15 protein-coding genes are annotated in these 14,763 nt (G+C 42.7%); 13 read left to right on the top strand and 2 right to left on the bottom strand.

Features of this window, described 5'->3' with window-relative positions; genetic code table 11:
- Positions 1–35: 35 nt before the first annotated feature.
- The 3 genes from allB to QR721_RS10175 all read left to right on the top strand — a co-directional run bounded on the left by allB (position 36) and on the right by QR721_RS10175 (position 4,003).
- On the top strand, positions 36–1,403 hold the full coding sequence (gene allB, locus QR721_RS10185) for an allantoinase AllB (protein ID WP_348026581.1): 1,368 nt from the start codon (positions 36–38) through the stop codon (positions 1,401–1,403).
- A 218-nt stretch (positions 1,404–1,621) separates the two neighbouring features.
- The gene (locus QR721_RS10180; protein WP_348026579.1) at positions 1,622–2,557 is read left to right on the top strand and encodes an oxamate carbamoyltransferase subunit AllH family protein; all 936 of its coding nucleotides are present in this window, start codon (positions 1,622–1,624) and stop codon (positions 2,555–2,557) included.
- Positions 2,558–2,620: 63 nt separating this feature from the next.
- The gene (locus QR721_RS10175) at positions 2,621–4,003 is read left to right on the top strand and encodes a uracil/xanthine transporter (RefSeq protein ID WP_348026577.1); all 1,383 of its coding nucleotides are present in this window, start codon (positions 2,621–2,623) and stop codon (positions 4,001–4,003) included.
- Positions 4,004–4,061: 58 nt separating this feature from the next.
- Here the strand turns inward: QR721_RS10175 and QR721_RS10170 are convergent, their stop codons facing one another.
- Complete coding sequence (locus tag QR721_RS10170; protein WP_348026575.1) at positions 4,062–6,071, bottom strand: penicillin-binding transpeptidase domain-containing protein; 2,010 nt, start codon at positions 6,069–6,071, stop codon at positions 4,062–4,064.
- A gap of 495 nt (positions 6,072–6,566) precedes the next feature.
- On the opposite strand from QR721_RS10170, the gene QR721_RS10165 reads away from it, so the two are divergent.
- Together QR721_RS10165 and nagB are read left to right on the top strand one after the other, a co-directional pair.
- Positions 6,567–6,725, top strand: a complete 159-nt coding sequence (locus QR721_RS10165) for a hypothetical protein (RefSeq protein ID WP_348026573.1) — start codon at positions 6,567–6,569, stop codon at positions 6,723–6,725.
- Positions 6,726–6,774: 49 nt separating this feature from the next.
- A complete protein-coding gene (nagB, locus tag QR721_RS10160; RefSeq protein ID WP_348026571.1) occupies positions 6,775–7,521 on the top strand; it encodes a glucosamine-6-phosphate deaminase in 747 nt (248 codons plus the stop codon).
- Between the two features lie 40 nt (positions 7,522–7,561).
- Here the strand turns inward: nagB and QR721_RS10155 are convergent, their stop codons facing one another.
- Positions 7,562–8,197, bottom strand: coding sequence for a YigZ family protein (locus QR721_RS10155; RefSeq protein WP_348026569.1), 636 nt, complete (start codon positions 8,195–8,197; stop codon positions 7,562–7,564).
- Positions 8,198–8,404: 207 nt separating this feature from the next.
- Here QR721_RS10155 and QR721_RS10150 point away from each other — a divergent pair, with 207 nt between their 5' ends.
- From QR721_RS10150 to QR721_RS10115, 8 genes are all read left to right on the top strand, one after another.
- Complete coding sequence (locus tag QR721_RS10150) at positions 8,405–9,541, top strand: sensor histidine kinase (protein WP_348026567.1); 1,137 nt, start codon at positions 8,405–8,407, stop codon at positions 9,539–9,541.
- A gap of 134 nt (positions 9,542–9,675) precedes the next feature.
- Entirely contained in the window at positions 9,676–10,365 is a 690-nt protein-coding gene (locus tag QR721_RS10145; RefSeq protein ID WP_348026565.1) for a response regulator, read from the top strand.
- 68 nt (positions 10,366–10,433) lie between these two features.
- Positions 10,434–11,279 carry a DegV family protein gene (locus QR721_RS10140; RefSeq protein WP_348026563.1) on the top strand — a complete coding sequence of 282 codons (846 nt, stop codon included), beginning with the start codon at positions 10,434–10,436 and terminating at the stop codon, positions 11,277–11,279.
- Between the two features lie 62 nt (positions 11,280–11,341).
- Positions 11,342–12,754: an ATP-dependent helicase ComFA gene (locus tag QR721_RS10135; protein ID WP_348026561.1), complete on the top strand. Its 1,413-nt coding sequence runs from the start codon at positions 11,342–11,344 to the stop codon at positions 12,752–12,754.
- 212 nt (positions 12,755–12,966) lie between these two features.
- Positions 12,967–13,431, top strand: coding sequence for a ComF family protein (locus QR721_RS10130; protein WP_348026559.1), 465 nt, complete (start codon positions 12,967–12,969; stop codon positions 13,429–13,431).
- A 43-nt stretch (positions 13,432–13,474) separates the two neighbouring features.
- Positions 13,475–13,897 carry a TIGR03826 family flagellar region protein gene (locus tag QR721_RS10125; RefSeq protein ID WP_348026557.1) on the top strand — a complete coding sequence of 141 codons (423 nt, stop codon included), beginning with the start codon at positions 13,475–13,477 and terminating at the stop codon, positions 13,895–13,897.
- Positions 13,898–13,995: 98 nt separating this feature from the next.
- Positions 13,996–14,262, top strand: a complete 267-nt coding sequence (gene flgM / locus QR721_RS10120) for a flagellar biosynthesis anti-sigma factor FlgM (protein ID WP_348026555.1) — start codon at positions 13,996–13,998, stop codon at positions 14,260–14,262.
- Between the two features lie 17 nt (positions 14,263–14,279).
- Positions 14,280–14,762, top strand: coding sequence for a flagellar protein FlgN (locus tag QR721_RS10115; RefSeq protein ID WP_348026553.1), 483 nt, complete (start codon positions 14,280–14,282; stop codon positions 14,760–14,762).
- Position 14,763: the final 1 nt, after the last annotated feature.

Raw genomic sequence — 14,763 nt, 5'->3', positions numbered from 1 at the left:
ATACTCAAATGAAATAATGGAAAGGAGCATGCTGCTTGAAATATGATTTGATCGTCAAAAATGGAATTGTCGTTTTTCGGGATGAGAGCCGCTCGGCAGAGATTGCAGTTAAGGATGGCAAGATTGCAGCAATAGCGGACCAATTTGATGAAGATGCAGCTGAAGAGGTTCTGGATGCGAAAGGTCAATATGTGATGCCTGGCATGGTTGACACACATGTTCATATTAATGAACCCGGACGCACAGAGTGGGAAGGCTTTGAAACAGCTACAAAGGCTATGGCTGCAGGTGGAACTACGACTTGTGTCGACATGCCGCTAAACGCACTTCCGGCAACGACTAGCAAAACGGCTTTTGATAAAAAGCTGGAGGCAGCAAAGGGTAAGACCTGGATAGATGTTGGTTTCTATGGCGGTCTTGTTCCTTATAATTTGGATGATCTACAAGATCTGGCGGATGCAGGAGTTCTAGCCTTTAAAGCTTTTATTGCGACATGTGGAAACGATGAAATACCTGGAGATTTCAAGGATATTGATGATTATTCACTTTATAAAGGAATGCAAAAACTTGCCGAGCTTGACCGCATTCTCTGTGTACATTCCGAAAATGCGTCTATCACGGATAACTTGGCAATTGAAATGGTGAATAAGGGGAAAACATCTGTTTATGATTATGTAGCTTCTAGACCCGTTGTAACAGAGCTTGAAGCAATACAGCGTTGCTTGCTCTTTGCTAAAGAGACGGGATGTAAACTGCACATTGTGCATGTTGCCTGCGCAGAAGGTGTCGAAATGATCAAGTCAGCACAGGAAGAAGGACTCGACGTTACGATGGAGACATGCACCCATTATCTAGCTCTTAATACAGATGATTTTGCTCGTATTGGTAATAAGGCAAAATGCTCACCTCCGATTCGAGATCTTAATGAGCAAAAACGACTGTGGGAAAAAGTAAAGGCTGGAGATGTCGCGTGGATTACATCCGATCATTCACCTTGTACTGAAGACTTGAAACAGGGCAACGTTTTTGAAGCTTGGGGTGGAATTAGCGGCTGTCAAAATAGCGTCGATCTCATGTTTGATCTTGCTGTTAACGAGCATAACATGGCAGTACATGAATTTGTAAAATGCATAACATATAATCCTTGCCGTCGTTTCAACTTGCCGCAAAAAGGAGAAATCGCTTTAGGAAAAGATGCTGATCTAGTTTTACTGGATCCGGACGCATCCTATGTACTGAAGAGCGAAAATCTATATTATAAAAATAAATTTAGCGCCTATGAAGGTACGAAAATCAATTGTCGTGTCACTAGAACCATTTTACGTGGAAATACGATATTTGAACTCGACCGTGGGATTGAAGAAGGAGCAATAGGCGAATTCCTCACATATCCGAAACAATAACATAGCTTGTAACAGAAACCCGTTCAATTGTGAGCGGGTTTTTTCGGGAGATTTCGCAAATGTCGTAAAAACGTTGGAAAATTGCCGGATAAGGATGACGAACAGGGGGGAATAACGTATAATTGTTTGTGGACATATGGAATCTTTCGGATCGGTATTTTCGGAATGCAATTGCCTGAATGCAATGATTTCCGAATCAGCTTTAGGATCCATATGAATTGTTGCATGTTGAAGCAAAGCAGGTGATGCAGATGCGCATTATGACACAGGACGCCAGCAGTCATGTTTTTTCAGTTATGGATCAATCCCCGAGTGGTGTGGTTCACAGTGTCTTCAATAACAGTTTTAACCTCATTTTCGGTGATCGGCTCATACATATTGGTGCAAGTGAAAATGGGTTATCTCCTTTTGGGATTTCGGTATCCGGCAGTCTTGCCACATTGTTAACGGCTTCTGTCAGAAATGAAAAAGAAGCTCATTGGAAGTCAGATAAACAAGAGATTTCTATTGGTAATAAAATTACCGTTGATGTTTCTATCGCAGAAATCCATGATATGGCTCTTGCAGATGACGAACCGGATGCAGATTTGTTATACAAACGTTCTGTTATTTGTGCAGAGCACCTTTCCGCAAATGGTTTTCGTGCAGGCTTAATTAATTCGGATGAAGAACAGACTTCACTCCTCAATTATCTGCTTCATGGTCGTTCTCCACAGACAGAATTTGAATCCCGAATTGTATCCCTGGAAATGCTCGCCCAAGGGAATTTTAGTGATGCTCCGAAGGCTGTATATGATTACTGGATTGGAAGAGGGCCTGGATTGACACCAAGTGGTGATGATATGATGACGGGTCTGCTTGCGAGCATGGAGATGCAGGGTATTCTATCTCTGGACTTGCGAGCTACACTTAAGGAATACCTGGAACAGCAAGGGCTGAAACGGACGACTCCAGTTGCGTGTGAATATCTTCTGTATGCATTGCGTGGCTTTTTTCATGCTTCGATCCGAAATCTTTGCATGGCTTTTTCTAACGGGGATGGACAGCAGTTTTCTTCAGCTCTTGAGGAAATGGAGAAAATCGGTCATACATCCGGCATTGATACGATCATTGGAATGCTGATCGGCATAAAGGCGGGTAAACAGTTTGTCTAATGCATGTTTGCGGTCTTTTTAAGGTTTCTTAGTTTTTCTCACTTATAGAAAGAAGGTATACCTATGAAGGAATTAACGAAATCAGGAAACTGGATTTCGGGGTTGCAGTGGCTATTTTTCATTTTCACCAATATTGTAGTTATTCCTATAACAGTAGGAGCGGCGTTCGGACTTTCTTCAGAGAAGATTGTTTCATTGCTTCAGCTCTCATTCATCGTTACAGGTATTGCCTGTATGCTCCAAGCATTAATTGGACACCGTAGAGCACTTATGGAAGGCCAGTCTGGTCTTTGGTGGGGAGTAATCCTGACACTTGTAACATCTGCATCGGCTCAAGGTGTTCCATTGACTGAACTTGGTGGCAGCTTGGCAATCGGGGTTATGATTTCCGGTGTATTGACGATTCTCATCGGAATTACAGGCATGGGACCACGTATCGCGAAGTTGTTTAATCCTGGAGTCATGGGTGTGTTCATGTTCTTGTTCGCAACACAGCTATGCGGTATTTTCCTTAAGGGTATGCTCGGCATTCCGTTTGGTAATGCAGCTAAAGAAGCGAGCATTAATATGCCAGTTGCCGGTTTGGCAATTGTTATTGCTATCCTTGTCATCTTGATCTCAATTAAGGCACCGACAAGCATACGTCGCTATGGTTTGCTAATTGGTATCGTTGCTGGCTGGATTGTTTATACACTCATCTTCGGTTCTGATGAAGGGGCAGGAGCAGGCAGCGGTGGCGGCTTTGGATTTGAACTCTTCCCATTCGGAAAGCCGGTTTGGAATACAGGAATCATTATTACGACTGTGCTTGCTGGGCTTCTTAACTCCGCAAATACGTTTGGAGCTTTAAAAGGTACAGATGAAATGTACAATGAGCTCACTACAAATAAGCAGTATCGTGCTTCCTTCTCTTTGACTGGAATTATAACTGTTTTCGCAGGTGTATTCGGGCTCGTTCCATATTCACCATATGTATCATCGATCGGTTTCTTGAACCAGACTGGTGATTTCAAACGTACACCGTTCATTCTTGGAGGATTCATGTTCTTCATCATGGGTGTCATTCCGCCAGTTGGACACTTCTTCTCGCTGCTTCCACTAAGTATCGGAAGTGCGGCACTGTTTGTATCTTACTCACAAATTTTCAATTCATCTTTGAGATTCTTCCAGCAAGTTACATTTAATACTCTAAACGTTTATCGCTCTGCTGTTCCATTGTTTGTTGGTATCATTATCATGACAATGCCTTCGAACTATTTTGCAACAATACCTGACTTCATTCGTCCGCTCGTATCTAGCGGTCTTCTCGTCGGTATTATTCTTGCACTCTTCTTGGAAAACCTGTTCCCATGGGATCGCCTCGGTACATCCGAGCAGAAGGTTCAGGCTCAGAAGTCCAAAGAAGAACGTTTGCGCCGCGATGAAGCAGCAATGGAAAGCAACTGATTTGATAAATAGAACTGAAAGAAGGGACCCGCTACAGTAGGTCCCTTCTTTTTTACGTTTATTTTTTTGAAGACAGAATGGATGAAACACGTTCAACTACGATATGGCCGCGTCCTTCAGCCTTCTCAACCATCATCGAGATGACTACATTCTTTTCTTTTGTCGGATAGGCTGTGAACCAGCTATTTTCATGGCCTGTCGAGTTTTGGGATTTCTTCAATTCGGCAGTGCCGGTTTTTCCAGATATGGCAACTTTAGCGTTTTTCGCTTTCGCCGCGGTACCATCTGTGACAACTTTGCGTAAAGCTTTCTGCATAACGTCAGCATGTTCTTTGCTTAAAAGATTTTCATGCCATGCTTTTCCTTTTTCATCTGTAGAAAGGAGAAGAGGTTTTGGCATGATTCCATTGTTGATAATTGGTGCATATGCAAGTGCAACATGCAGGGAACTGAGCTGAATCTCACCTTGGCCATAAATTGTATTCGCAAGCAGGACTTCATTGTCCAGCTTTCCGTTATTGGAAATTTGAGACCTCTTAATCGGATAAGAGAAGGGAATTTCTTCACCAAATCCAAATGATTTTAAGCCTTTGACATATTGATCTGCGCCCATTTCAACAGCTTTTCGAGCGAAGAAAATATTATCGGAGCGGACAAGTGCATCTGTAACATCAACAGGCTTACCGCCAGAACCAGTAACACGGCGAACTTTATAGCCGCCCCAGTTCTTCTTGCCCCATTCAAGCCCATTGATTGTCATCGTTTCGTTTGATTTAATAGAGCCGTTTTCCAACCCAATCATTGCACTGATCGGTTTCATGACAGAGCCAGGGGCATATGTCAGGTTAAAGCGGTTGATTAGCGGCTGTTTAGGATCATCTTCCAGTGCTTTCAAGCGTGAAGAAGAGATGCCTGTTACGAATTCTTCAGGATCAAATCCGGGACTGGAGACAAGTGCAAGTACTTCTCCTGTCTTCGGATTGACTGCAGCAGATGTTCCTGCATCACCACCATAAGATTTGTAAATCTTCTCCTGAAGTCTGCTATCAATAGTTAATTCAATATTTTTACCATCTTTAGAGTCGGTTTGTGCAAGCACTTTCTCTTCGCCATTCGAGTTAGTGGCAACAATTTTAGAGCCGTCTTTGCCTCGAAGTTCATCCTCGTATTGCTTTTCCAACCCACGTTTGCCAATCATGTCGTCTACAGTGTAGTCATTCCCTTTTTCTTTCAATTCCTCGGCATTAATTTTGCCTACATAGCCAACCAGATGTGCCGCGGCAGGACCGGCAGGGTATGTGCGGCTTGTCGTTTCTTCATACGTGACTCCTGAAAGGGAAGGGAGTTCTTCAAGTGCTGCTGAATTTTCAGAGATGACTTTGAGCGGCACGAACAGATTTGGCTTTACCCAGCTTTGATTCAGTTGATTTTTGATATCAGCTACAGAAATGCCTAGCAGGGAGGCGAGTTTTTGCATCTTTGCTGAGTCAGTGCCAAATTGTTCGGGAACAATACCGATCCTGTACGCTTTCTCGTTGATTGCTAGTGGCATCTTGTCACGATCCAGAATTTCCCCGCGTGCGGCTGGCAGTGTTGCTAGAGTGACAGATCCGCCATCTTTGATTTCTGGGAATATAAGTCCCGGATTCCAGTTGACGTACCAGTTTTCCTTACCATCTTTATTTTTTTCACGTTTCAATTGAACATCGGCAGTGAATGAAATCGGACCACTCGTACTGTCCATTTTTACTTTGATAGGAAATGTAGCATGATTTTTTTCCAATTCCATTTTTAATTTATCTTCATCGGGTTTCTTGTATGTGATTTTTAAATTTTTGATGTCGAGCTCTTTGTATATTTTTTCGTAACGGTCAGACATTTTTGATTTTGGATATTTTTCCTTTGACTTGTGTGTATCCATACTGTACATTTTATCAAATTCTTCTTTTTTCCAATGGTCAATATAGCTTTGCAGCTGTTCTTCTGGAGTTGCCTGATCACCGGAACAGGCGGAGAGCAATAAAATAGTGAAAAGCAATAGGGATAATGTCCAGATTTTTCTGCTCATATACGTATTCCTCCATTTCTTATTTACAAAAGATGTCAGGTTATAAGATTCTGTTTCCAATTAGCAGGGGCGGAATGCCATTTTATGAAAAACAGCCGTTCTGATTATTATCAGAACAGCTCTCTTTTAGGTCTTGGAGAATGATCTTAGGTGAAAAAGCAGTCGAATCTCTGATTAAATTATAGTAGATATAGAGCTTTTAGTCTAATTAAATTGCATTTTGTCTGTAATTTTTTGAGGAATCTGTACTTGAATTGAGAACAGAGTCACAAAATAGTTTTTCTTGGCAAAATTGAATGGAAAATGGTTTTCCCGAATGGATAATTGGGAACATAACATGTTGTATGTAGTGAATATAAAGAAAACGTAAAAAAATTAAAATGAAAATCAAGGTTTATTCAAGTATAATAGCGAAGTAATTAGTGAATTCGTAACTCTGCGGAAAGGAGTCCCCGCTTGTCGCGTTTTCACTAAAGACGAGATGAGGGAATCCTGATGAAAGAACGTGAAAAGATAAAAACATTAATGGAAAAGTTGATAAACGAAACTGAAAATAGCCGAATTGACACTTCCGAAGAACTTATACAAGCTCTTGTGAAGGGGCTTGATTTCATAAAAGGCGGCGAATTGCAGGCACAACCAGTAAGAAAATAATCAGCTTATACCGGCTTTCGACAAAGTCAGGCAGAGGAGGACATTTAGTTTGAAGATTTTAAAAGTGAAAAATTATGAACAGCTAAGTAAAGCTGCTTGCGATATTGTAACGAAAAAAATAAAAAATATTGAACATCCTGTTTTGGGATTGGCGACAGGTTCTACACCTGAAGGGCTTTATAAATGCCTGATTGAACGCTATGAAGCAGGTGAGATTACTTTTGCAAACGCTACGAGTTTCAATCTGGATGAATATGTCGGTCTGGATGAAACGCATCCGGGCAGCTATCAGTATTATATGAAAGACAAACTGTTTAATCACATAAACTTGCCAGCAGAACGGGCATTTGTACCGAGTGGAACAGACGAGGACTTGCAGGCGCATTGTGAAGCGTACGAGGATAAAATTAAAAAAGCTGGGAAAATAGATATCCAAATCCTGGGTATCGGAATTAATGGACATATCGGCTTTAATGAGCCAGGGACATCCTTTGACAGCCGTACACATGTCGTGGAACTCGATGAGTCAACACGAGAAGTGAATTCACGCTTCTTCAACAGTCTGGATGAAGTTCCAACAAAGGCTGTTACAATGGGAATCCAAACAATCATGGACGCAGATGAAGTTGTACTGATTATCTCTGGAGAGAACAAGGCAGATACAGTACTCGCTTTCATGGAAAGTGAGATTTCAGAGGAATTCCCAGCTTCTATATTGAAGAAGCATCCGAACTTTACATTGATTGTTGACGAGCCTGCATATTCAAAAGTACCTGATAATATAGCAGCTGAGTAAAAAAGAAGCCGCACTGAGGAGTGCAGCTTCTTTTTTTATTTCATGAGTGTGGAATATCGATATATTTGGAGTCAAGTGTTTCAATATGTGCCTGATCATTTGTTAGATCGACCATCCATTCAACGAAACGCTTGGCATCTTCGGTTTCGGCATAAACGGTAAAAATCACTTTCTCCTGATAATCTATTCCTTCCAATGCGTACTCAGACTGGCGCAGAGCATTTTCCAGTTTGCCGAGCAATGGGTATTCGACAGATACAGCGAAACCATCCATCAGCTGTCTTCTTACAATGCCAGTTGTGGCAAGTGTCAAAGAAGCTGTGCTGCTATAAGCACGAATTAAGCCACCAGCACCAAGCTTGATCCCTCCAAAATAACGCGTAACGACAACTGTTGTATCTTTCAGCTTTTGTTTTTTCAGCACTTCAAGAATTGGGACTCCTGCAGTACCGCTCGGCTCCCCATCATCATTCGCTTTCTGGATCAAATCATGTTCACCGATCATATAAGCAGAGCAATTGTGGGTCGCTGCAGCATGTTCGGCTTTAATCTTTTGGATGAACTGCAATGCTTCTTCTTCGGTCTCCGTTCTAGCTACATGACCGATAAAACGTGATTTTTGGATCACTTGCTCATCCTCGCCATGCAGGTTGACTGTCAGGTAATTTGTAAGCATTCCATTAACCTCCAAGCAAGCTATGATTGTAGTATTTATGCAGGAAATGTTTATAATAAAAAGATGAGCATAAAAAAATTGCTCAAAATCTCAGTATATGGAACCAAGAAAAACAACCCATGTCAACGGTCTTAAATAACGGGCATAACGACCCTGTTAAAATAGAAACCATCTGCGAATGATTATAACATAAGTTGGTGATTGCCTTTGCTGAAGAAGTTTAAGGACGGCGCAATCGACTCCGTCATAGACGAAATGGTTGAAGTCGTTCAAAATTCCAAGGATGAAATATTTGAAATAAGCGAAGAAGCGCGTAAAGAACATTCTACGCTGTTGAAGGAAATTGAGATTACAAAAGAACGTGTTCTTGAATATATCAATACAGGCAACAAACTCGAGACAGAAGTACGTAATTCACGTAAAAAACTTGCTGAAGTAAGCAAGCACTTCGACCGATATTCTGAAAAGGAAATTCGTGAAGTATATGATTCAACGCATTTGCTTCAGACACGGCTTATCATGCTGAGGCAAGAGGAGCGGACACTGCGTGACAAAAGGGACTCTCTTGAAAGACGTCTTGTCTCACTCATGCAGACAATTGATCGGGCCGAGGATGTTGCGAGCAAGATATCGGTAGTGCTTAATTACTTGAGTGATGACTTCAAGAAGGTCAATGTCATTATCGAAGAGGCACGTGAGCGACAAGCATTCGGACTGCAGATTATCGAGGCTCAAGAGGAAGAACGAAAACGTATTTCCCGTGAAATTCATGATGGTCCAGCCCAGATGCTCGCGAATATTCTACTCCGCTCCGAACTAGTTGAGCGAGCCTATAAGAAAGGGAACGCCCAGAGTGCTCTTGAGGAAATTAAGAGTGTGCGCAAGATGGTCCGTTCTTCATTATATGAAGTACGGCGAATCATTTACGATCTCCGACCAATGGCTCTTGATGATCTTGGGTTGATTCCAACCTTGAAGAAATATGCCGATACAATAGCTGATTACAATAACACGAATATCGAATTTAAAATGATCGGTGAAGAAAGGCGTCTCGATTCCAAGTATGAGGTCGCGTTGTTCCGCCTCGTTCAGGAATCATTGCAAAATGCGATTAAACATGCTGATGCCAAACTAATTCAGATAAAGATGGAAATAACAAAGGATAACATTACATTGCTAATCAAGGACGATGGAAAAGGATTCGATACGTCTAAGAAGAAAGATAAGTCATTTGGACTGATTGGTATGCGTGAACGGGTTGAAATGCTGGATGGTAAACTGGAGGTCAAATCCAATGTTGGAAAAGGGACGTCGGTAATTATCCAAGTCCCAAATGTATTATGACCGTTTTGTAACAAACAGCCCAAATCCCTATTAAATGTGATAGACTTTATGACGATAATAAGAAATGGACAAGTGAATCTGAATGATTATGTCGCAAGTTCGTTAAAAAACATGTAGCTAAGGGAGAATCTATCGTGGACTCGATTAAAGATATTGATATTGTACTAATAGACGACCATAAACTTTTCAGAGAAGGGGTTAAACGGATTCTTGAATTCGAACCGGGATTCCGTGTAGTCGCAGAAGGCGATGACGGATCGATGGCTCGTGAACTTGTAGCTCAACATAAGCCGGACGTCGTACTAATGGATATTAACATGCCGGAAATGAACGGTGTTGAAGCGACTGGTGAACTTATTGCTCACTACCCGGATACGAATGTAATTATCCTTTCCATCCATGACGATGAGCATTATGTCATGCGTGCCCTTCGTACCGGTGCTCAAGGCTACCTTCTCAAGGAAATGGATTCAGATGCACTAGTTGAAGCGATTCGCGTCGTATCAGAAGGCGGCTCCTATCTCCATCCGAAGGTAACGCATAATATCGTCAGCGAATACCGCAAACTTGCTCATATTAATGATCGGGAAGAAGGCGGGATTCCAGACTTTGAGAAACCTTTGCACGTTTTGACAAAACGCGAGTGCCAAGTGCTACAGCTGCTTGCTGAAGGTAAAAGCAACCGTGCAGTTGCTGAATCTCTTGAGATTAGTGAAAAGACAGTCAAGAACCATGTTAGTAACATCTTACAGAAAATGAATGTTAAAGACCGGACTCAGGCCGTTGTCACAGCAATTAAAAAAGGCTGGGTTGAAATGAAGTAATGTACAGGCCCGGGAGGCATGCCCCCGGGCCTTGATTTTTGCCTGAATTATTGAAAGGAGCGGTTAGGATGAAAACTGCAGTCCTGACAGATTCGACAGCGTACATACCAGACAATTTACTGGAACAATATAATATTTATACGGTACCGCTCAGTGTCAATTTTGAGAGTGAAACGTATCGTGAAGGTCTCGATTTATCAACAGAAGCTTTTTATGAGAAGATGAGGAGCACACCGGAGCTGCCTAAGACGTCACAGCCCCCAATCGGTCTCATTGTAGAGACATTGGAAGAAATTTCGAAAGAACACGATGCATGCATTTGCATCCATTTGTCGAGTGGTATTAGCGGAACCTATCAGTCTGTCTTAAGCGCAGGCACTATGGTAGAGGAATTGGAAGTGTTCGGCTTTGATTCCGAAATCAGCTGTATGGCTCAAGGATTCTACGTATTGGAAGCAGCGAAAATGGCACAGGATGGTGAGACACCTGATGTAATTTGTGCTCGGCTTGCAGAAATGAAGAAGACCCTCCGCGCCTACTTCATGGTCGATGACTTGAAAAACCTGCAAAAGGGTGGCCGTTTATCCAGTGCTCAGGCGCTAATCGGCAGCATGCTTCAAGTCAAGCCAATCCTTCATGTTGAAAATAAAGTCATTGTGCCGTTTGCCAAAATTCGTACCCGCAAAAAAGCAATAGCGACTATTATGGGAATGCTTGAAGAGGATGCGGCAACTGGAAAACTTGCTAAGGTTACCTTTATTCATGCAAATGCTCTGGAGATGGTAAAAGAGCTCCAGATGGCATTCAGTGAGAAATTTCCAGAGGTTGAGACAATTCTCAGCACATTCGGTCCTGTAATCGGTACACATCTTGGTGAAGGGGCCCTGGGTATTGGCTGGTATTTGAATGAATAATCTGATCTCCGGCAGTGAAAAGACTGTCGGAGGAATATTGAAAGGATGTGCCTTAAGAAATAATGACTCCACTTAATATTGCCTCTGAACAAGAACTTCGTTTTGCTCAACATCTTGCCGGTAAACGGCTTCTCCGCTCAGAAATTCCTTTTTCGAAAACAGAAATTGAACAGTTGCTCTCAGCAGGATTGCTACACCCGGTACCGGCAATTGTCCGCAGTGCTTTATCTCTCTGTTGTGGTCGATGCTTTAATGATCATCCTGCAAAGTTCGGTACAATTCCCTGTGCGAAATGCGGTAGCCAACATCGCTATTGTCGTCACTGTATTAAAATGGGCCGTATGATGGAATGTGAACCCCTTTATGAATGGCTTGGCTCGCAACCACGTTGGGAGCAAGTATCCTCGCCACTCACATGGAATGGACAGCTTTCGCCTCTGCAGCAGGAAGCAGCGAACATTGCTGCCGCTGCGATTACCCAGGAGCAGTCAGAGCTGCTGCTTTGGGCAGTTTGCGGAGCGGGTAAGACTGAAATGCTTTTCCCAGCAGTAGCAAAAGCGCTGACGCTTGGAAAAAGGGTATGTCTTGCTTCTCCAAGAGCTGATGTTATAAGAGAGCTTCTTCCAAGATTCCGTTCTGCCTTTGCGAAGACGGGAATTCAGGCACTATATGGAGGAAGCGCTGATAAGTCTGCTACAGGCCAGCTTATCCTTGCAACAACACATCAGCTGCTCCGCTTCCGCCAAGCTTTCGACGTGCTGATCATCGATGAAGTGGACGCTTTTCCTTATCATAATGATCCTCAGCTCCATAAAGTTACCGACCATGTGAAGAAGCCTGTTTGTACAACTATTTATCTGACTGCCACTCCGCGTCCTTCACAAATTGCTCGAATTCGTAGAAATAAACTGCCCCACCATTTCATCCCCTGTCGTTTTCATGGCAATCCCCTGCCTGTTCCAAAATTAGTTAACTCCCTCTTTATAAAACAATCCCTTAAAAGATTTATGCCGCCACATACATTTTTCAAATGGCTCAAGAAACGCCAAAATAAACAGCGACAGCTTTTGATTTTTGTGCCGACTATTAAGCTCGCTGATCAAATGCAAGAGCAAATTGTATCGCGTCTGATTGATGAAGGACATATTGCATCAGTATCCGACCTGGAAAGTGTACATGCAGAGGATCCCGATAGAGAATCTAAGGTTCTTGATTTTAGAAATAAGAAAACGAGGATATTACTCACAACTACGATATTGGAAAGAGGCGTTACATTCCCATCTGTAGATGTGGCGGTAATTGATGCTGGTCACGAAGTTTTTGATGAAGCGGCTCTAGTTCAGATTGCCGGAAGGGCAGGCAGAAGTTCGGACGACCCGGACGGGGAAGTCTGCTTTTTCCATGACGGTAGAACAGAGGGAATGATGAAGGCAGTCCGGTCAATTACTGAAATGAACAGAAGGGCGGGATTCTGATGCTTTGTACTTTTTGCCTTGAAGATCATCAGGAGCAGCTTAGCTGGTCGAATATTTTTACCCCTTCTCCGCTCCAAAGTTTATGTCCAGATTGCAGTGGGAAGTTGGAGCGGATCAAAGCCCCTTGTTGTCGGCGGTGTAGTAAGCTTGGAGCCAAGGGGGCGTGTGAGGATTGTTTGTATTGGAAGAAAATAAACAATGGAACTCCCTTTTTGGATGGCAATCAGTCTGTTTACACTTATAATAGCCATATGAAGGAAATGATTTATCAGTGGAAATACCGTGGTGATTACGAAGTAGGATTCAGCTTCATGCAAGATATTAACGATGCCTTCAGAAAGCTGGGCACAGAGAAAAAAACGATTGTTGTCCCAATTCCACTTAGTGAAGAACGGCTTGCGGAGCGGGGATTCAATCAGGCTTTGCAATTGGCGAGCTTTATCCCTAAGAAAAGTGCCCTGCTGCTACGCCGTGTGCATGGAGAGAAACAGTCCAAGAAAACGAGACGGGAACGAATTACTGCAGAGAATCCATTTATCATTGAAGAAAAGGTTGAAAAGCCGGTCATTCTTGTCGATGATATATATACAACAGGCGCTACGCTGCACAAGGCAGCAGCTGTACTAAAAAGAGCTGGCTGCCCACGTGTTGAGAGCCTTACACTCGTGCGCGGCTAATTTAATATAAATTGATTTAATAGATTTCTGGGGGGGAACCAAGGTGGAACTGGCGAACTGTGTACGATGCGGTGATGTTTACGCAAAAGGTTTGCGTAATATTTGCAGAAAATGCTATGAAGAAGAAGAAGCGGCTTTTAAAATGGTTTATAAATTCCTGAGCGTGCGGAAGAACCGACAGGCAACAATTCTCGAAATCGTCGAAGCGACAGACGTTGATGAAGATCTGATCATTAAGTTCATTAAAGAAAAGCGTCTGCGTGCAACTGATTTTCCGAATCTTACTTATGGCTGTGAAAAGTGCGGCAATCCGATAATTGAAGGGAAGCTTTGCAACTCATGCCGTCAACGGATACTTGATGATATGAATGAATATGACCTGATTACGGAAAAGGCGGAAGCACTGAAAGAAGCAGAAAAGACAAAATCAGTTTATTATGCAATTGATAAGGAACGAGAGAACTGAACAAGCAAATCGTGCTAAACATCGGCTAAGTATTTGCCGATATTAATAATAGATATGTGTGGAATAAGGGAATAAACGCAAGAAGGAGGATTGTTAAAATGAAAATCCATGGACCGAACCAGACGAATTTTAATCCTTATAAGAATCAGATTCACCGACAGCCGAAGAGTACAGCAGGTATCGGCAAGGAAGATAAGCTTCAGATTTCCAATGAAGCTCAGAAGATGCTTGAAAAGCAGCAACCGAACACGGAACGGACGGCCCGAGTGGAGAAAATCAAAGACGAAGTGTCATCAGGAAATTATAAGATAGATTTAAAAAAGACAGCCGGCAAAATGATCGACTTCTGGACAAAGCCACAGTAAGCGAGGGATGAAATGATATGTCATTGCAAGAGATGATCGGTACAATGGATGAGCTTTCAGACGTACATGACGAACTGATTGCAACATCAGATGAAAAAGCGCAGACAATTATCAATAATGATATTCCCGCTTTGCAGCAAGTTCTTATTAAGGAACGCAAGCTTGTCCAGAAGCTGCAGCAAAGCGAGAAGCGACGTACAGAAGCGACAGAACGATATGCAACAGAGCGCGGCCTGCCGGAAGTGACAGTGACAGCTATTCTTGACAGTCTTGATTCAGAGACTGACCAGCAGAAATTTGAGAAGGCCGCTGTCAAACTGACGGAGAAACTCGCCGAACTTAAATCCAAGGAGCAGGCAAGCAGAGCGCTTGTCGAGCAATCCATGCAATTCATACAATACTCTCTCAATCTCCTCAGCCCCTCCATTAATACAATGAATTACGGAAGCGGCAAGGATAAAAAAAGCGGCAACCGTTCCGTATTCGATTCCAAAGCATAAA

It is taken from the genome of Aciduricibacillus chroicocephali (assembly GCF_030762805.1).
Lineage (GTDB): Bacteria > Bacillota > Bacilli > Bacillales > Amphibacillaceae > Aciduricibacillus > Aciduricibacillus chroicocephali.
This window is presented reverse-complemented; position numbering and strand designations above follow the sequence as displayed.